Origin of the sequence: Kitasatospora sp. GAS204B (assembly GCF_029892155.1) — a bacterium.
GTDB lineage: Bacteria > Actinomycetota > Actinomycetes > Streptomycetales > Streptomycetaceae > Kitasatospora.
The window spans coordinates 43,403-60,726 of sequence record NZ_JARZAG010000003.1 but is presented as its reverse complement, the minus strand read 5'-3'; the positions used below and the strand labels follow the sequence as shown (position 1 = coordinate 60,726).

Sequence of the window (17,324 nt, the reverse complement as noted above, 5' to 3'; positions counted from 1 at the left end):
ATCAGGGTAGCGAGCCGAACACCTCGCCCCGCCACCGCATGACGCCGGTGGCGGGGCGAGGGTGCCGCGGGTGTCAGTTGTGCGTGGCGGCCTTGCGGCGGCGGTTCGCGTAGACGAGCGCACCCGCGCCGAGGACGACCACGCCGGCGCCGACGGCGGCGATGGTGCCGCTGTTGGAGCCGCCGCCGGTGAAGGCGAGGTCCTGGCCGGCGGCCTTGGTGGGGGAGGCGGTCGGGGCGCTGCTCGCGGGGGCGGCGCTGATGGCGGTGGCGGGGGCGGTGCTGGGGGAGGCGGTCGCGGCCTGGGCGCCGAACGCGAGCTGGACGCTGTTGTTGGCCGGGTTCGGGTCGAAGCTCAGCTTGTCGGTGGCGTTGAAGTCGGACGGCGCCTCGCCGTTCACGAAGTCGACCAGGCCGTTGCGGGTGGCGGTCGGGTCGTCGACCTGGATGCCGAAGTCGAAGGTGATCTTGGAGCCGGCCAGCTGCGTGTCCTTGGTGTCGCAGCGGTACATGGTCCGACCCGCCGGGTCGGAGAGGTTCGCCGCTCGGCAGCCGTTCGGCACCGTGGTCGCCTTGACCCCGGCGGGCAGGATCACCTGCAGGTCGGCGACGGAGGAGCCGGCCCGGCTGCTGATCATGGCCGGACCGTCGTTGCGCAGGCCGACCTCCAGGGTGCCCTGCTTGCCACCGGCCTGCGGCTTCCAGCTGCCGAGTGCGACGAAGTCCGCGCTGTTGTCGACGCTCACTTCCAGGTCGGCCCCGACATTCATGTTCAGCTCGGCCACGGTGGACGGGATCGGGGCCGGGGACTCGGGCTTGCCGAGGGTCAGTCGCGGGCCGCTGCCCTGAACGAACTTGTCGGTGCTGGAGAATCGTGCGAGGTCGACCGGCTGCGGGCTCACGTTGAACTCGATGTCCTCGCCCAGGGCCTGGCTGGTCACATCGAACTGCACCGGGTCGAGGTGGACCGTCTCGCCGGGAGCGATGCCGGTGTTGATGGTGCAGATCGCGAGCGACTCGATGCCCGAGCTGTGGTCGTAGAGGCAGTTGCCGTACTGGTGCATCGGCAGCGCGGTGTCCGAGTAGATCTCGATGTTCGTCTGGGTGGAGGCCAGCGGCCCGTTGTTGGTGATCTCCAGGCCGGTGGTGATGGTCGAGCCGACCTTGAGGCCGTTCTGTGCGGGGAGCGGCTTGACCGACAGCTTGGTGCCGCCGACGGTCAGCGCGGTGTCGAACGAGGCGGAGCCGCCGTCCGGCGTGGCAGCCGTGAGGTGCAGCTTGCCGGAGGCTCCGAGCTTCGCACCCTTGGCCGCCTGGAAGGGCAGCTGGAGCTCGGTGGAGCCGTTGCCGATGAACTCGTCACAGGTGAAGGTGGCGCCCTGAGCGGTGCAGCCGGCGGTGCTCTGGTAGGAGGCGATACCGGCCAGTGCGCTGGTGTCGATCGTGACCTTGCTCAGCTGCGGCTTGGTCGACTGCGGGTCGGCGATCGTCAGCTGCAGTTGCTGGGTGCTCCCATCGGTGGGCAGCGCGTAGGCCGCCTGGCCGCTGATGGTCAGCGTGCCGGCCGCCGCGTGCGCCGGCAAAGCCGTCAGGCCGGCGGTGAGGAGCGCGGTGAGCGCCGTGGCGCCGGCGGCGGTGGCTCTGCGGGTGCGGGCTGAAAGCACGGGGTCCCCCTGGTTGCTGAATTGGTCCCAGCGGACCTTATGGGGGCGGCGGCGGTACGAATCGGTCACTTGTGGACAGTCGTGCGTAAGCGTGCGGAGATTTTGAGAAAGATTGACCATTCATCAGTCATAAGGTGATCGAATTATCGATAAAGCACTGCGCGCCACCGCCCCGAGGGGCGATGGCACGCGGTTCGGACGCGGTTTCACCCCGTCCCGGTCGCGAGCTCCTCATCCTCTTCGTCCTGTGCCGGGACGGGAACGGGTACCACCGCCGGTGCCGGTCGGCGGGCGAAGAGCTCGGCGGGGGTGGGGATCCGGCTGGGCCGCTGAGCCGGGGCGGGGGGCTGCTGGGGGCGAGTGCTCATCGGGGTCGGTCCTCCGGCTCGGTCGGTGAGGGGGCTGGGCACGGCCGCCAGATGGCGCGCGGGGGCCGGGCCTGGCTCGGCGGCGGGGCGGGGCGGGCCGGCGGCGAGCGCGAGGCGTTCGCGGACGGCGGCCTCGGCCAGGGCGTGGCAGCGGGCGGCCAGTCGGGAGCGGCGGGTGTGTTCGCCGGGGCCGCAGGGCTGGCGGGTCAGGGCGCGCAGGGCCGAGAGGTCGTCGGGTCCGGGCAGGTAGCCGGTGGTGACCGCGTCCTCCAGGCGTTCCAGGTAGCCGCGGGCGCTGCCGGGCAGCGCGCCGCGGTAGCGGACCAGTTCGGCGAGCAGGAACCGGCGCAGCCGACCGCCCTCCTGGGCGGCCTCGTCGATCGCCTCGGTCAGGCGGAGCGCCTCCTGGACGTCCTCGACCCAGAGGGCGGCGCCGAGCGGCAGCTGCGCGGGAACGGTGGGGTGGAGAGCTTGGGCGAGGGCACGGCGCAGCACGCGCACTTCGTCGGCGCTGAAGGCCATGCCGCCGCGGGATCCGTGGGGCGTGGGCATGAGTTGACACTACGTGAGGAATATCCGATTTGTCGGAAGCCTCGCGTTGCGCCCCCCGTTCGGGTCAAGCTGCGATCAGCTTGTCGCGTTGCGTTCGTAGACCAGCCGCAGCCCGATCAGCGTCAGCCAGGGCTCGTGCACGTCGATGGTGCTCGCCTCGCCGAGCACCAGGGGGGCCAGGCCACCGGTGGCGATCACCTGGACGTCCTCCGGGTCCTTGGGGGAGAGCTCCTTGGCCATCCTGGTGACCAGCCCGTCCACCTGGCCGGCGAAACCGTAGAGCACGCCGGACTGCATGCCCTCCACGGTGTTCTTGCCGATCACGTTGCGCGGTCTGGCCAGCTCGATCTTGCGCAGCTGGGCGCCGCGCACCCCCAGCGCCTCGACCGAGATCTCGATGCCGGGGGCGATCGCGCCGCCCACGTAGTCGCCGCGCTCGTTGATCGCGTCGAAGGTGGTGGCGGTGCCGAAGTCGACCACGATGCACGGCCCCCCGTACAGGTGGTTGGCGGCCAGCGCGTTGACGATCCGGTCCGCGCCGACCTCCTTGGGGTTGTCCATCAGGACGTGCACCCCGGTCTTCACCCCCGGCGCCACCAACACCGCAGGCACGTCGCCGTAGTAACGACGGGTCACCTCGCGCAGCTCGTGCAGCACGGCGGGCACCGAGGAGCAGATCGCCAGCCCGTCCACCTTCACCTGCTCGGCGCCCGCGCCGCCGACATGACGGCTCATCAGCCCCTGCATCAGCACCGCCAGTTCGTCGGCGGTGCGGCGCGGATCGGTGGAGATCCGCCAGTGGTTGACGACCTCCTCGCCGTCGAACAGGCCGAGCGTGGTCTGGGTGTTGCCGACGTCGATGGTGAGGAGCATGGGCCGCTTTCGTAGGGGGAGCAGGGTCAGGAACGGAGGTCCAGGCCGATGTCCAGGACGGGTGCCGAGTGGGTCAGCGCCCCGACCGCCAGGTAGTCGACACCAGTCTCGGCGACCTCGCGCGCGGTGGCCAGGGTCAGACCGCCGGAAGCCTCCAGCTTGGCCCGGCCCGCGACCAGCCGGACCGCCTCGCCGAGCTCGGCGACGCTGAAGTTGTCCAGCAGGATCAGGTCGGCCCCGGCCTCCAGCACCGGCGGGATCTGGTCGATCCGGTCGACCTCGACCTCGACCTCCAGCTCGGGGTAGGCGGCCCGGACGGCCCGGAAGGCCTCGGCCACGCCGCCCGCGGCGACCACGTGGTTGTCCTTGATCAGCGCGGCGTCGGAGAGCGCCATCCGGTGGTTGACGCCGCCGCCGCAGCGCACCGCGTACTTCTGCAGCGCGCGCAGGCCGGGGTGGGTCTTGCGGGTGTCGCGCACCGCGGCGCCGGTGCCCGCCAGCGCGTCGGCCCAGGCGCGGGTGGCGGTGGCGATGCCGGACAGGTGGCAGAGCAGGTTGAGCGCGCTGCGCTCGGCGGTGAGCAGGTCGCGGGTGCGGCTGCGCACCGAGAGCAGCACCTGGCCGGCCTCGACCCGGTCGCCGTCCTCGACGTGCCGCTCGACCTCGAACTCCTCCTCGCAGATCAGCGAGACCACGGCCTCGGCGATCCGCAGGCCGGCCACCACGCCCGCCTGGCGGGCGGTGAAGTCGGCGGTGGCCACCGCGTCCTCGGGGACGGTGGCCACCGAGGTGACGTCCTCGCCGCCGGCCAGGTCCTCGGCCAGCGCCAGGGTGGCGATGTCCTCGACCTCGACCGGGTCCAGGCCCGCCGCCTCCAGCAGCTCCGCCAGCGCCGGGTCGAGACCGGTCTCGTAGCCCTCGCCGTCGGCGCAGCCGCAGCCCGCGCCGCAGCCGTCCTGCTGGTCGGCGAGCGGCAGTTCTTCGTGCGTGTGGGTCATGGTCGTCAGTGCTCCTCGGCGATGCGGAGGCCGTCCGCGGTCAGGGTGGTGATCAGGTGTCGCTGCCAGTGGACGTCGTCGCGCTCCGGGAAGTCCTCGCGCCAGTGGCAGCCGCGGGTCTCGGCGCGGCGGGCCGCGGCGGTCACCAGGGCGGTGGCGACCAGCAGCAGGTTGGCCGCCTCCCAGGTCTCCACCCGGGGGTCGGCCGGCTTCTCGTCGGCGAGGTGCGCGGCGGCGCCCTCGGCCAGCGCGGCCAGGCCCTCGGCGCTGCCGGCCATGCTCGCGGCCGAGCGCAGCACGCCCGCCCCGCGCGACATCAGCTGCTGCACCTGGGCCCTGGCCTCGGGCGCGGGCAGCGCGACGGCGTGGGCGGCCCGGGCGGCCGCCACGTCCACCGCGCGCTCGGGCAGTTCGCCCGCCCGGTGCCGCTCGGTCAGCTCGGCCGCGATCCGCTCGGCGAAGACCAGGCCCTCCAGCAGCGAGTTGGAGGCCAGCCGGTTGGCGCCGTGCACCCCGGTGCAGGCCACCTCGCCGCAGGCGTACAGGCCGGGCACCGAGGTGCGCCCGTGCAGGTCGGTGCGGACCCCGCCGGAGGCGTAGTGCGCGGCCGGCGCGATCGGGATCAGCTCGGTGACCGGGTCGATGCCGTGCGAGCGGCAGGAGGCCAGGATGGTCGGGAACCGCTCGGCCCACATGGCGGCGCCGAAGTGCCGCCCGTCCAGGTACATGTGCTCGGCGCGCTGGTCCTGCATCTGCCGGGTGATCGCCTTGGCCACGATGTCGCGCGGGGCCAGCTCGTTGAGCTCGTGCTGCCCCAGCATGAAGCGGGTGCCGGCGGCGTCCACCAGGTAGGCGCCCTCGCCGCGCACCGCCTCGGAGATCAGCGGCTGCTGGCCGTGCGCCTCGGGGCCGAGCCAGAGCACGGTCGGGTGGAACTGGACGAACTCCAGGTCGGCCACCTCGGCGCCGGCCCGCAGCGCCAGCGCCACGCCGTCGCCGGTGGAGACCGCCGGGTTGGTGGTGGCCGAGAAGACCTGGCCCATGCCGCCGGTGGCCAGCACCACGGCCTTGGCCCGCAGTGCGCCCACCCCGTCGCGCTGGCCCTCGCCCATCACGTGCAGGGTCAGGCCGGCCGCGTGGCCGCTCTCGTCGGTGAGCAGGTCGAGCACCAGGGCGTGCTCGATCAGCTCCAGGCCTGGGTCGTCGCGCACGGCGGCGACCAGGGCCCGCGATATCTCCGCGCCGGTGGCGTCGCCGCCCGCGTGCGCGATCCGGCGCCGGTGGTGGCCGCCCTCGCGGGTGAGCATGATCTCGCCCGTGGTGTCGGTGTCGAAGGCGGCGCCGACCGCGATCAGCCGGCGCACCGCCCCCGGGCCCTCGGTGACCAGCACCCGCACGGCCTGCTCGTCGCAGACGCCGGCGCCGGCCACCAGGGTGTCGGCCAGGTGCTGTTCGGGGGTGTCCCCCTCGCCCAGGGCGGCGGCTATGCCGCCCTGGGCCCAGCGGGTGGAGCCGTCGTCCAGCATCGCCTTGGTGACCACCGTCACCCGCAGGCCGGCCTGGCGGATGCCGAGCGCGGCGGTGAGCCCGGCCACGCCGGAACCGACCACCACGACATCGGTGGTGGCGGTCCAGCCCGGGGTGGGGGCGGTGAGGCGGTGGGTCACAGGCATGGTGGAGCTCCAGTCGGCAGGTGTTACACGTGGACGGCGTCGCCGCGCAGGGTGTCCGTCCCGGGCAGGGCCTCGGCGGCGTCCGCCCCGGTGCCGGTGATCTTGTTCTCGGCGTCCACGAAGACCACCTTGGGCTGGTAGGCCTTCGCCTCGGCGGTGTCCATCTGCCCGTAGGCGATCAGGATCACCAGGTCGCCGGGGTGGACCAGCCGGGCGGCGGCGCCGTTGATGCCGATCACCCCGGTGCCGCGCGGGCCGGCGATGGTGTAGGTCTCCAGCCGGGCCCCGTTGTTGATGTCGACGATGTGGACCAACTCGCCGGGCAGGATGTCGGCGGCGTCCAGCAGATCCTGGTCCACCGTCACCGAACCGACGTAGTGCAGGTCGGCCTGGGTGACGGTGGCGCGGTGGATCTTGGACTTGAACATGGTGCGAAGCATTACGGGTCACGCCTCCGTAGGTGAGTGCATGCCGAAGGGATAACTGGACTACCTGACCTGAAGGCGAACATTGTCGATCAGGCGGGTACTCCCCACCTTCGCCGCCACGGCCAGTACCGCCTCGCCCTGGAAGTCGTCCGGCGCCTCGACGAAGTCGTGCGGGTCGATCAGGGCGAGGTAGTCGAGGTCGACGCCCGGGGCGTCGTCGAGCACCTGGGCGGCCGCCTCGCGCACGGCCTTGGGGCCGCGTGCGCCGGCGTCCCGCCCGGCGAGCAGGGCGCGGGAGAGCGCCAGCGCCTGCTCGCGCTCGGTCTCGGAGAGGAAGCGGTTGCGCGAGGAGAGCGCCAGGCCGTCCGCCTCCCGGACGGTCGGCACGCCGATCACCTCGACGTCGAAGTCCAGGTCGGCCACCATCCGCTGGATCAGGGCCAGCTGCTGGGCGTCCTTCTCGCCGAAGAAGGCGAAGTCCGGGTCGGTGATGTGCAGCAGCTTGGCCACCACGGTCAGCATGCCGTCGAAGTGACCGGGCCGGGTGACGCCCTCGAACCGCTCGCCCATCGGGCCCGCGGCGAGCCGCACCTGCGGGGTGCCGTTCGGGTAGACCTCCTCGGGCAGCGGGGCGAAGACCACGTCGGCGCCGTGCTCCTCGGCCAGCCGCACGTCGGCGGCCAGCGTGCGCGGGTAGCGGTCCAGGTCCTCGCTCGGGGCGAACTGCAGCGGGTTGACGAAGACCGTCACGGCCACCCGGCCGTCCGGGCCGACCTCCTTGCGGGCCGCCCGGATCAGCGCGGCGTGGCCCTCGTGCAGGGCGCCCATGGTCATCACGACCGCGTTGTCCACCGGGCTCTCGTCGGGCCAGAAGGCCGCCTCGAAGTCGGTGACGGTGTGGGTGAGCTGCGCCGTGCGCACCTTGGGCGCCTTGGCGGCGGGCTTGGGGCGGGCCATCACTTCTCCTCGTTGAGTACGTCCAGCAGCGAGGCCGCCGCTTCGTCCGTCAGCGTCCCGTGCGCCAGCGCCCGCTGCGCGGTGGCCTTCGCCATCGCCCGGTAGGCCGCCGGGATGTCCGGAGACACGGTAGTCAGCTGCGCCAGGTGGCGGCGCACGGTGCCCGCGTCGCCGCGGGCGACCGGGCCGGTCAGCGCGGCGTCGCCGGCCCGCAGGCTGTTGTCCAGCGCGGCGCCGAGCAGCGGGGCGAGCAGCCGGCCCGGCTCGGCCACGCCGGCCACCCGCAGCAGCTCGATGGCCTGCGCGACCAGGGTGACCAGGTGGTTCGCGCCGTGCGCGAGGGCGGTGTGGTAGAGCGCGCGGACCTGCTCGGGCACCCACTCGGGCTCGCCGCCCATCTCCACCACCAGGGCCTCGGCCACCGGGCGCAACTCCTCGGGGGCGGTCACCCCGAAGGGGCAGCCGGCCAGCCGGGCCACGTCGACCGAGGTGCCGGTGAAGGTCATCGCCGGGTGCAGCGCCAGTGGCAGCGCCCCGGCCCGGGTGGCCAGGGTCAGGATGCCGACGCCGTGCGCGCCCGAGGCGTGCACCAGCAGCTGGCCCGGGCGGATCGCGCCGGTGGTGGCCAGGCCCGCGACCAGGTCGGCCAGCGCGTCGTCGGGGACGGTCAGCAGGACCAGGTCGGCGGCGGCCAGCACCTGAGGGGGCGTCACCAGGCGCACCCCGGGCAGCAGCGCCTCGGCGCGGCGGCGGGAGAGGGCGGAGACACCGGAGGCGGCCACCACCTGGTGGCCGGCCAGCTGCAGGGCCGCGCCGAGCGCGGTGCCGACCCGCCCGGTGCCGACCACGCCCACGGCCAGGCGCGCGGGACGGCCCGCCGGGTCGTCCGGGTCGGGGAGGTCGAACAGGTCGGAGGTGTTCACGGTCTGCGTTCCAGTCCTCTACGGGTACCAGACGGTCCGTCCCATCCTACGGCCCGCCCGCTGCGCCCCGGACAGGACTCAGACGTGCCCGCCCGCCCGCAGCAGCCCGGCCTCGTAGGCGAGCACCACGGCCTGGACCCGGTCGCGCAGGCTCAGCTTGGCCAGGATCCGCCCGACGTGGGTCTTCACGGTGGCCTCGGAGAGGGTCAGCGCGGCGGCGATCTCGCCGTTCGACAGGCCCTGGGCGACCAGCAGGAAGACCTCGCGCTCGCGCTCGGTCAGCGCCTTCAGGGTGGGCGGGCCGCTCTGCGCCTGGGGGAGCGGGAGGACCTCGGCGAACTGGTCGATCATCCGGCGGGTGGTGGTCGGGGCGACCACCGCGTCGCCCGCGTGCACCGCGCGGATCGCGGTGACCAGCTCGGTGGGCGGCACGTCCTTGAGCAGGAAGCCGCTGGCGCCGGCCTTGAGCGCCGCGAAGGCGTACTCGTCCAGGTCGAAGGTGGTCAGGATGAGCACCTTGGGCACGTCCGGCAGTGGTGCGCCCTCGGCGTCCAGGCAGATCCGCCGGGTGGCCTGGACGCCGTCGAGCCGGGGCATCCGGACGTCCATCAGGATCACGTCCACCGCGGTCCGGGCCAGCACCTCCAGCGCCTGGGCGCCGTCGCCGGCCTCGGCGACGATCTCGATGTCGGGCTGGGACTGGAGGACCATCCGGAAGCCGGTGCGCAGCAGTTCCTGGTCGTCGACGAGCATCACGCGGATGGTCACTTCGGGCTCTCCTTCGGTCGAGCAACGGTCGAGCGGCTAGCGGGCGGCTAGCGAGCGGCTAGCGGGCGGTCTTGAGCGGGAGGACGGCGCGGATCCGGAACCCGCCGCCGGGGCGCGGCCCGGCGTCCAGGCTGCCGCTGACCATGCCGATCCGCTCGCGCATGCCGATCAGGCCGTGCCCCTGCCCGTCCAGACCACCACGGGTGAGCTGCTCGTCGGTGCTGCCACGTCCGTCGTCCTCGATCAATACGTTCAGGTCGCGGTCGCCGAAGTCCACCGCGACCCGGGCGCTGACGTTCGGGCCGCCGTGCTTGCGCACGTTGGTCAGCGCCTCCTGGACGATCCGGTAGACCGTCAGCTCGACCCCGCGGGGCAGCTCGCGGACCTCCCCGGAGGTGGAGTACGCGACCGGCAGCCCGGCGGTGCGGACCTGGTCGAGCAGGTCGGGGAGCTCCTCGACGCCCGGCTGCGGCACGTACTCCTCGGTCGCGTCGGCGGTGCGCAGCACGCCCAGCAGGCGGCGCATCTCGACCAGTGCCTGCCGTCCGGTGGAGGCGATGGTGGACAGCGCCTCCTTGGCCTGCTGCGGCGAGTTGTCCATCACGTAGGCCGCGCCGTCGGCCTGGACGATCATCACCGAGACGTTGTGCGCGACCACGTCGTGCAGCTCGCGGGCGATCCGGGCCCGCTCGGCGGCCACCGCCACCTTGGCCTGGGCGTCGCGCTCGCGCTCCAGCCGCTCGGCGCGGTCCTCCAGCTCGGTCAGGTAGGCGCGGCGGACCCGGGTGAGCCGGCCCCAGGCCCAGCAGAGGATGAACGGGGTGGAGAGCAGCGCGGCCACGAAGGACTGCTGCAGGAAGCCGTGCCCGGGCGGGCCGTTGTCCGAGGTCTTGTGCAGCATCCCGACCGTGAGCGGCCCGGCGAGCAGGCCGCCGGCCAGCGCGAACCGGGAGATCCACGGGGCACCGAAGGCGGCGCCGGTGTAGACGAAGACCAGGTAGCCGATCGAGGAGGCGTCCGGGGCGATCTGGGCGGCCGCCTGGGCCAGGCCCAGCAGCAGTCCGGCGGTCACGGCCAGGTTCGGCCAGCGGCGGCGCACCAGCATCAACGCGAAGATCAGCACCGAGATGACGTAGTAGCCGGTCTGGTGCCAGCCCTCGTTGTTGACGTTGGAGACCACTGCCAGGAAGAGCACGACGGACGCCCAGGCGCCATCGACCACCATGGGGTGTCCGCGAAGCCAGGCGTTGAGTCGATGCACGTGACAAGCGTAGGCAGACCGCAGCGGCGCTCCCCTCCACCGCGAGGGCGATCCCCGCATCGTCCGCAGGTCGGAGCCCGGTACGGTCGCGAGCATGACCTGGATGCGCTGGCGCCCCGCCATGGAACGGGCCCTGTACGGGGCACAGGGCGGTTTCTACCGCAGGCCGGAGGGCCCGGCGGGGCACTTCAGGACCTCGGTGCACGCCTCCGCCCAGTACGGGTCGGCGGTGGGCCGGCTGCTGCTCGAGGTGGACGAGGCGCTCGGCCACCCGCCGGAGATCGCCCTGATCGACGTCGGGGCCGGGCGCGGCGAGCTGGTCGGCGCGCTCTGCGACCTGCTCCCCGGGCGGCTGCGCGCCTACGGGGTCGAGCTGGCCGCGCGCCCCGACGGCCTGCCCGCCCAGGTGCGGTGGACCGAGCGGGTGCCCGAGGGGGCGGTCGGGCTGCTCTTCGCCAACGAGTGGCTGGACAACGTGCCGCTGGAGATCGCCGAGCGGGACGAGGCGGGGGTGCTGCGCTACGTCGAGGTCAGCACGACGGGTGAGGAGCGGCTGGGGGCGCCGTTGACGGGGGCGGACGCGGCCTGGGCACAAGAGTGGTGGCCGGCGGGAGAACAGGCCGAGGGGGAGAGAGTCGAGCTGGGCGGGCCGCGGGACGAGGCGTGGGCGGCGGCGGTCGGCGCGCTGGAGCGGGGGCTCGCGGTGGCGGTGGACTACGCGCACCGGACGTCGGACCGGCCGACCTTCGGGACGCTGACCGGTTTCCGGGACGGGCGCGAGGTGCCGCCGGTGCCGGACGGCAGCTGCGATCTGACGGCGCATGTGGCGCTGGACTCGGTGGCGGTCCCGGGCATCCACAGCCTGTGGACAACCCAGCGGGCCGCGCTGCGCGCCCTCGGGGTGGACGGCACCCGGCCGCCGCTCGCGCTCGCCACCGAGGACCCGGCCGGCTACCTGCGGGCGCTGGCCGCCGCCGGGGAGGCGGCCGAGCTGACCGCGAGCGCCGGGCTCGGCGGCTTCGGCTGGCTGCTCCAGGCTGTCCGGATGCCGGTACCGCGGAGCTTCCAGGGCCTGCCGGGATGGCAGACTCTGGAGGCATGAGCAGCTTGAGGGAGACCACGGTCGGCATCGGCGCAGGTGCAGAGAACACCGCGACCGACATGGTGCTGAACATCGGTCCGCAGCACCCGGCCACCCACGGCGTGCTCCGCCTCAAGCTAGTGCTGGACGGCGAGCGGATCGTCTCCGCCGAGCCGATCATCGGCTACATGCACCGCGGCGCCGAGAAGCTCTTCGAGGCCCGCGACTACCGGCAGATCATCATGCTGGCCAACCGGCACGACTGGCTCTCCGCCTTCGCCAACGAGCTGGGCGTGGTGCTCGCCGTCGAGCGGATGCTCGGCATGGAGGTGCCGGAGCGCGCGGTGTGGACCCGCACCCTGCTCGCCGAGCTCAACCGGGTGCTCAACCACCTGATGTTCATCGGCTCCTACCCGCTGGAGCTGGGCGGCATCACCCCCGTCTTCTACGCCTTCCACAGCCGCGAGGAGCTCCAGCAGGTGCTGGAGGAGGCCAGCGGCGGGCGGATGCACTACATGTTCAACCGGGTCGGCGGCCTCAAGGAGGACCTGCCGGCCGGCTGGCTCGGCCGGGTCAGGGCGGCGGTCGCCGCCGTCCGCGCCCAGCTGCCGGTGTACCAGAACCTGGTGCTCGGCAACGAGATCTTCCGGGCCAGGACGGCGGGCGTCGGGGTGCTCGCCCCCGAGCACGTGCACGCCTACGGCATCACCGGGCCGATCGCCCGGGCCAGCGGCGTCGACTTCGACCTGCGCCGCGACGAGCCCTACCTGGCCTACGGCGAGCTGCAGGACGTGCTCACCGTCGCGCTGCGCGAGGAGGGCGACTGCCTGGCCCGGTTCGAGTGCCTGCTGGAGCAGACCGCCAACTCGCTGGACCTGGCCGACGCCTGCCTGGACCGGCTGGCCGGGCTGCCGGCCGGCCCGGTCAACCTGCGGCTGCCCAAGGTGCTCAAGGCCCCCGAGGGCGAGACCTACGCCTGGACCGAGAACCCGCTCGGCGTCAACGGCTACTACCTGGTCTCGCGCGGCGACAAGACGCCGTGGCGGCTCAAGCTCCGCTCGGCGTCCTTCAACAACATCCAGGCGCTGACCGAGCTGCTGCCCGGCACCCTGGTGGCCGACATGGTCGCGATCCTCGGGTCGATGTTCTTCGTGGTCGGCGACATCGACAAGTAGTTACTTCTTCGGCCGCTTCGGGTCGGCCGACCCCTTTCGATTTCCGGCGTCCGCCGGGTGGGGCGCCAGCTTCCGGTCGCCCTTGGCCTTGATCCGCTGCTCGCACAGCTCGACCAGCACGGCGTAGGCCTCGGCGCCCATCAGCTCGGTCAGCTCGGCGCGGTAGCCGACGTAGACCGGGTCGGGGGCCTGGTGCGCCTCCGAGCTGCTGGTGCACCACCAGTGCAGGTCGTGGCCGCCCGGGCCCCAGCCGCGCCGGTCGTACTCGCCGATCGACACCTGAAGGTAGCGGGTGTCGTCCGGGCGGTCGATCCAGTCGTAGGTGCGGCGGATCGGCAGCTGCCAGCAGACGTCCGGCTTGGTCTCCAGCGGCTCCTTGCCCTCCTCGAGGGCCAGCGTGTGCAGCGCGCAGCCCTGGCCGCCGGCGAAGCCAGGGCGGTTGAGGAAGATGCAGGCGCCGTCCACCCGGCGGGTCTGCCGGTCGCCGTCCTCGTCCAGCATGGTGATGCCGCCGTCGAGCTTGAGCCGGCCCTTCTTGTCGGTGCCCTGCTCGAAGTACTGCCAGGTCTCGGGGGTGAGCCGCTTGGCGTGCTCGACCACCCGCTGCTCGTCGTCCTCGTCCGAGTAGTGCGCGCCCAGCGTGCAGCAGCCGTCGGACTCACCGCGCCCGGGGCGGATGCCGTGGCAGCCCTGGCCGAAGATGCAGCCCCAGCGGGAGGTCAGCCAGGTGAGGTCGCAGCGGAAGACCTGCTCGGGGTCGGCGGGGTCGGCGAACTCGACCCAGGCGCGGGGGAAGTCCAGCCCGACCTCGGGGAGAGGCTTCTTGCTGGTGGGGGCGGGGATGTCGATGGCGGCCACCCGGCCAAGGGTAGCCGCCATCGCCGCCGGTCCGGTCAGGCCCGGAGGAACGCCTCCAGCGCGGTGGCGAAGGCGACCGGGGTCTCGTACATCGGGTAGTGCCCGGTGGCCGGCAGCACCCGCAGCTCGGCGTTCGGATAGAGCGGCTGCCAGCCGGTGCGGAAGGTCTCCGCGGTGAGCGCCAGGTCGTGCTCGCCGATGAAGACGCCGACCGGCAGTTCGAGCCCGGTGAGCTTCGCGGCGAAGTCCTGGCCGGTCCACTCCGTCAGGTAGGCGTCGAAGGCGTCGGTGCGGCTGGTGGCGGTGGAGCGGGCCACCATCCGGTCCAGCCAGATCGGGTTGGCGCGGTGCCCGGTGACCAGGTCCAGGATCATCCGGCGGGCGGTGAAGTTCTGCGCGGCGGCTTCGAACAGGGCCCGGCCCTGCTCGTCCAACGGGTAGGCCGCCGCCGGCACCGGCGCGATGCCGGCCAGCTTGCGCACCCGGTGCGGCGCCTGGAGCAGCACCCGCTGCGCCGCCTTGCCGCCCATCGAGTGGCCGACCAGCGAGAACCGCTCCCAGCCCAAATCGTCGGCCAGCGCCAGCGCGTCGGCTGCGATCTCGGCCAGGGTGTACTCGCCGGGCACCTCGACCCGGTCGCCGTAGCCGCGGTAGTCCAGGAAGGCGTAGCCGAAAGTCGATTTGTCCAGGTAGTCGAGGAACGGGCCCCAGCCCGCCGAGGTGCCGAACCAGTCGTGCAGGACGATGACCTTGTGCTCGCCGGCACCCAGGCGGCGGTGACTGATCGTCATGAGGCGTGGCTCCCAAGTAGTCGATGGGATGTCGGAGGGGACGTCAGCTGACCAGGCTGGCCTGAACCGGCGCTGCTCGGCAATCGAACAGGCGGGATTTCCGCAGGTGCCGTGGCGTAGCGTGGTGGATTATGCGACTCGGTGTGCTCGACGTAGGTTCCAACACCGTCCACTTCCTCGTGGTGGACGCCCACCCCGGTGCCGCCCCGCTGCCCGCGTACTCGCACAAGGCGGAGCTGCGGCTCGCGGAACTGCTCGACGAGCGGGGGGCGATCAGCGCGGACGGCGTCCAGCGGCTGATCGACCACATCGCCTCCTCGCTCCGGGTCGCCGAGGACAAGGGCGTGGTCGACCTGCTGCCGTTCGCCACCTCGGCGGTGCGCGAGGCGGCCAACGGCGAGGCGGTGCTGCGCCAGGTCGAGGAGCAGACCGGGGTGGAGCTCACCGTGCTCTCCGGGCAGGACGAGGCGCGGCTGACCTTCCTCGCGGTGCGCCGCTGGTTCGGCTGGTCCTCCGGGCGGCTGCTCGACCTGGACATCGGCGGCGGCTCGCTGGAGATCGCCTGCGGTATCGACGAGCAGCCGGACACCGCCGTCTCGCTGCCGCTGGGCGCGGGCCGGCTGACCGCCGGCTGGCTGCCGGGCGACGTGGCCGACCCGGACGCGGTGCGCGAGCTGCGCCGGCACATCCGGGCGGCGATCGCCGGGGTGATCGCCGAGGTGGCCAGACTCGGGCCGCCGGACCACGCGGTGGCCACCTCCAAGACCTTCAAGCAGCTGGCCCGGATGACCGGCGCCGCGCCCGCCGAGGCCGGGCCACGGGTGCCGCGCAAGCTGAGCCGCGCCGGCCTGGCGGCCTGGCTGCCCAGGCTCGCCGCGATGACGGCGGCCGAGCGGGCCAAGATCCCCGGGGTCTCCGAGGGCCGGTCCCGTCAGCTGCTGGCCGGGGCGCTGGTGGCGGACGCGGCGATGGACCTGTTCGGCCTCGAGGAGCTGGACATCTGCCCGTGGGCGCTGCGCGAGGGCATCATCCTGCGGCGACTGGACAGCATGGGCCAGCCCGGCGGGACGCCGCTCGTGGCGCAGTCCGCATAACCTGTCTCCCGTACCTGTCTCCCGTGGAGGACGAGTCTTTGGTGGCGGACGAGCAGCCCCAGGAGCGGACCGAGGCCGAGCGGGCCGAGGCCCGCCCACGGCGGCGCACCGCCAAGGCCGCCGCCGCGCCGCAGCCCCGGCTGCCCAGGGCCGCGCGCCGCAAGGCGACTCCGCCGCGCCGCGACCCGCTGCTGCGCACCACCGACCGGCTGGTGCTGCCGGCGCACCCCGCGCTGCACATCCCGGACACCAAGATCGCGCTGTCCAGCGCCTCGGTCTACCCCGACAACACCGCGGTCGCCTTCGAGCTGGCGGCCAAGCTCGGCTACGACGGTGTCGAGGTGATGGTCTGGAACGACCCGATCAGCCAGGACCTGGACGGGCTGCGGGCGCTGTCCGAGCAGCACCGGATGCCGATCCTGGCGGTGCACGCGCCCTGCCTGCTGATCACCCAGCGGGTCTGGACCACCGATCCGTGGACCAAGCTCAAGCGGGCCAGGGCGGCCGCCGAGGCGCTGGGCGCGGACACCGTGGTGGTGCACCCGCCGTTCCGCTGGCAGCGCGGCTACGCGCGCGACTTCGTCCGCGGCATCGAGCGGATGGCGGGCGAGACGGCGGTGCGGTTCGCGGTGGAGAACATGTACCCCTGGCGCTACAAGGACCGCGAGGTGCTCGCCTACGCCCCCGGCTGGGACGTCACCGACGAGGCCTACCGGCACTTCACCGTGGACCTCTCGCACGTGGCCACCTCGCGGATCGACGCCTTCGCCATGGTCGACCGGATGGGGGACCGGCTGGCCCACGTGCACCTGGCCGACGGCACCGGCTCCGGCAAGGACGAGCACCTGATCCCCGGGCGCGGCAAGCAGCCCTGTGCCGAGTTGCTGGAGCGGCTGGCCCGCACCGGCTTCGACGGCCACGTGGTGCTGGAGGTCAACACCCGGCGCTCCGGCTCACCCGCCGAGCGCGAGGCGGACCTGGCCGAGGCGCTGGCCTTCACCCGGCTGCATCTGGCCACCGGCTCGCGCGTACTCTGACGGTACGAACGACCCCTGGAGGGACCGGTCATGACCGTCGATCAGCACCACGCGCACGCGTCGAGCTTCGGCTCGGTGGCCGCCGAGTACGACCGGGCCCGCCCTTCCTACCCCGGCGAACTGTTCGACGCCATCGAGGAGTTGACCGGTCGCCCGGTCAGCGGCGCGGATGTGCTGGACGTCGGCGCCGGCACCGGGATCGCCACCCGGCTGCTGCACGCGCGCGGCGCCCGGGTGATCGCGGTCGAGCCGACCCCCGGGATGGCGGCCCAGCTGCACCGGGTCAGTCCCGAACTGCCGCTGGTCAAGGGCGACGGCAACGACCTGCCGTGCCACGACGCCAGCGCGGACCTGATCACTTACTTCCAGGCCTTCCACTGGACCGACCCCGAGCGCTCGCTGCCCGAGGCACTGCGGGTGCTGCGCCCGGGCGGCGCGCTGGCGCTGGTCTGGAACCTCAAGGACCGCTCGGTGCCGTGGCTGGGCGAGCAACTGGCCCGGCTGACCGCCGCGCTGCCGAACTTCCACTACTACGGCGAGATGAACGCTCTCACCGGGACGCTGGACGCCTACCCCTTCGAGCCGGTCACCACCCGCGAACTGCGCTGGGAGCGCCGGATCAGCGTCGAGGACGTGATCACCGACCTGCGCTCCAAGTCCTACTTCGCGGTGCTGGACGCGGCGGTGAAGGAGCCGGTGCTGGCCGCCGAGCGTGCCGCGCTGCTGGCCGCCTTCCCGGACGGCGAGGTCGTCGAGGAGTACCGCACCGAGCTGACACTGGCGTTCAAGCGGGCCTGACCGCGATGCGGACGGTGCGTCCGGCG

17 protein-coding genes are annotated in these 17,324 nt (G+C 73.1%); 5 read left to right on the top strand and 12 right to left on the bottom strand.

The window, feature by feature from the left end; all coding sequences use genetic code 11:
- Nucleotides 1-73: 73 nt before the first annotated feature.
- From P3T41_RS05265 to P3T41_RS05220, 10 genes are all read right to left on the bottom strand, one after another.
- Nucleotides 74-1,663: a hypothetical protein gene (locus P3T41_RS05265; RefSeq protein WP_280688152.1), complete on the bottom strand. Its 1,590-nt coding sequence runs from the start codon at nt 1,661-1,663 to the stop codon at nt 74-76.
- A gap of 206 nt (nt 1,664-1,869) precedes the next feature.
- Nucleotides 1,870-2,583: a hypothetical protein gene (locus P3T41_RS05260; RefSeq protein WP_280688150.1), complete on the bottom strand. Its 714-nt coding sequence runs from the start codon at nt 2,581-2,583 to the stop codon at nt 1,870-1,872.
- A 75-nt stretch (nt 2,584-2,658) separates the two neighbouring features.
- Nucleotides 2,659-3,456: a type III pantothenate kinase gene (locus P3T41_RS05255; RefSeq protein WP_280688148.1), complete on the bottom strand. Its 798-nt coding sequence runs from the start codon at nt 3,454-3,456 to the stop codon at nt 2,659-2,661.
- 26 nt (nt 3,457-3,482) lie between these two features.
- Nucleotides 3,483-4,454 (bottom strand): carboxylating nicotinate-nucleotide diphosphorylase, encoded by a 972-nt coding sequence (gene nadC / locus P3T41_RS05250; protein WP_280688147.1) that lies wholly within the window; start codon nt 4,452-4,454, stop codon nt 3,483-3,485.
- A 5-nt stretch (nt 4,455-4,459) separates the two neighbouring features.
- Nucleotides 4,460-6,127, bottom strand: a complete 1,668-nt coding sequence (locus P3T41_RS05245) for an L-aspartate oxidase (protein ID WP_280688145.1) — start codon at nt 6,125-6,127, stop codon at nt 4,460-4,462.
- A gap of 23 nt (nt 6,128-6,150) precedes the next feature.
- On the bottom strand, nt 6,151-6,567 hold the full coding sequence (gene panD / locus P3T41_RS05240) for an aspartate 1-decarboxylase (RefSeq protein WP_280688143.1): 417 nt from the start codon (nt 6,565-6,567) through the stop codon (nt 6,151-6,153).
- A gap of 48 nt (nt 6,568-6,615) precedes the next feature.
- Nucleotides 6,616-7,512 (bottom strand): pantoate--beta-alanine ligase, encoded by an 897-nt coding sequence (gene panC / locus P3T41_RS05235; protein ID WP_280688141.1) that lies wholly within the window; start codon nt 7,510-7,512, stop codon nt 6,616-6,618.
- Complete coding sequence (locus P3T41_RS05230; protein WP_280688139.1) at nt 7,512-8,435, bottom strand: DUF2520 domain-containing protein; 924 nt, start codon at nt 8,433-8,435, stop codon at nt 7,512-7,514. Before P3T41_RS05230 ends, panC begins: the two co-directional genes overlap by 1 nt.
- A 78-nt stretch (nt 8,436-8,513) precedes the next feature.
- Entirely contained in the window at nt 8,514-9,203 is a 690-nt protein-coding gene (locus tag P3T41_RS05225; RefSeq protein WP_280688137.1) for a response regulator transcription factor, read from the bottom strand.
- Nucleotides 9,204-9,261: 58 nt separating this feature from the next.
- Nucleotides 9,262-10,464: a sensor histidine kinase gene (locus tag P3T41_RS05220; protein ID WP_280688135.1), complete on the bottom strand. Its 1,203-nt coding sequence runs from the start codon at nt 10,462-10,464 to the stop codon at nt 9,262-9,264.
- A 94-nt stretch (nt 10,465-10,558) separates the two neighbouring features.
- On the opposite strand from P3T41_RS05220, the gene P3T41_RS05215 reads away from it, so the two are divergent.
- Nucleotides 10,559-11,566, top strand: a complete 1,008-nt coding sequence (locus P3T41_RS05215) for an SAM-dependent methyltransferase (protein ID WP_280688133.1) — start codon at nt 10,559-10,561, stop codon at nt 11,564-11,566.
- Nucleotides 11,567-11,571: 5 nt separating this feature from the next.
- The gene (locus tag P3T41_RS05210) at nt 11,572-12,720 is read left to right on the top strand and encodes an NADH-quinone oxidoreductase subunit D (RefSeq protein ID WP_280688685.1); all 1,149 of its coding nucleotides are present in this window, start codon (nt 11,572-11,574) and stop codon (nt 12,718-12,720) included.
- Here P3T41_RS05210 and P3T41_RS05205 read toward each other — a convergent pair whose 3' ends face one another.
- A complete protein-coding gene (locus tag P3T41_RS05205) occupies nt 12,721-13,578 on the bottom strand; it encodes a hypothetical protein (RefSeq protein WP_280688132.1) in 858 nt (285 codons plus the stop codon). It abuts the gene before it with no gap.
- A gap of 35 nt (nt 13,579-13,613) precedes the next feature.
- Entirely contained in the window at nt 13,614-14,369 is a 756-nt protein-coding gene (locus P3T41_RS05200; protein WP_280688130.1) for an alpha/beta hydrolase, read from the bottom strand.
- A 131-nt stretch (nt 14,370-14,500) separates the two neighbouring features.
- On the opposite strand from P3T41_RS05200, the gene P3T41_RS05195 reads away from it, so the two are divergent.
- From P3T41_RS05195 to P3T41_RS05185, 3 genes are all read left to right on the top strand, one after another.
- Nucleotides 14,501-15,463, top strand: a complete 963-nt coding sequence (locus tag P3T41_RS05195) for a Ppx/GppA phosphatase family protein (protein ID WP_280688129.1) — start codon at nt 14,501-14,503, stop codon at nt 15,461-15,463.
- Nucleotides 15,464-15,696: 233 nt separating this feature from the next.
- Nucleotides 15,697-16,500 (top strand): sugar phosphate isomerase/epimerase, encoded by an 804-nt coding sequence (locus tag P3T41_RS05190; protein ID WP_280688684.1) that lies wholly within the window; start codon nt 15,697-15,699, stop codon nt 16,498-16,500.
- A 30-nt stretch (nt 16,501-16,530) separates the two neighbouring features.
- The gene (locus tag P3T41_RS05185) at nt 16,531-17,298 is read left to right on the top strand and encodes a class I SAM-dependent methyltransferase (protein WP_280688127.1); all 768 of its coding nucleotides are present in this window, start codon (nt 16,531-16,533) and stop codon (nt 17,296-17,298) included.
- Nucleotides 17,299-17,324: the final 26 nt, after the last annotated feature.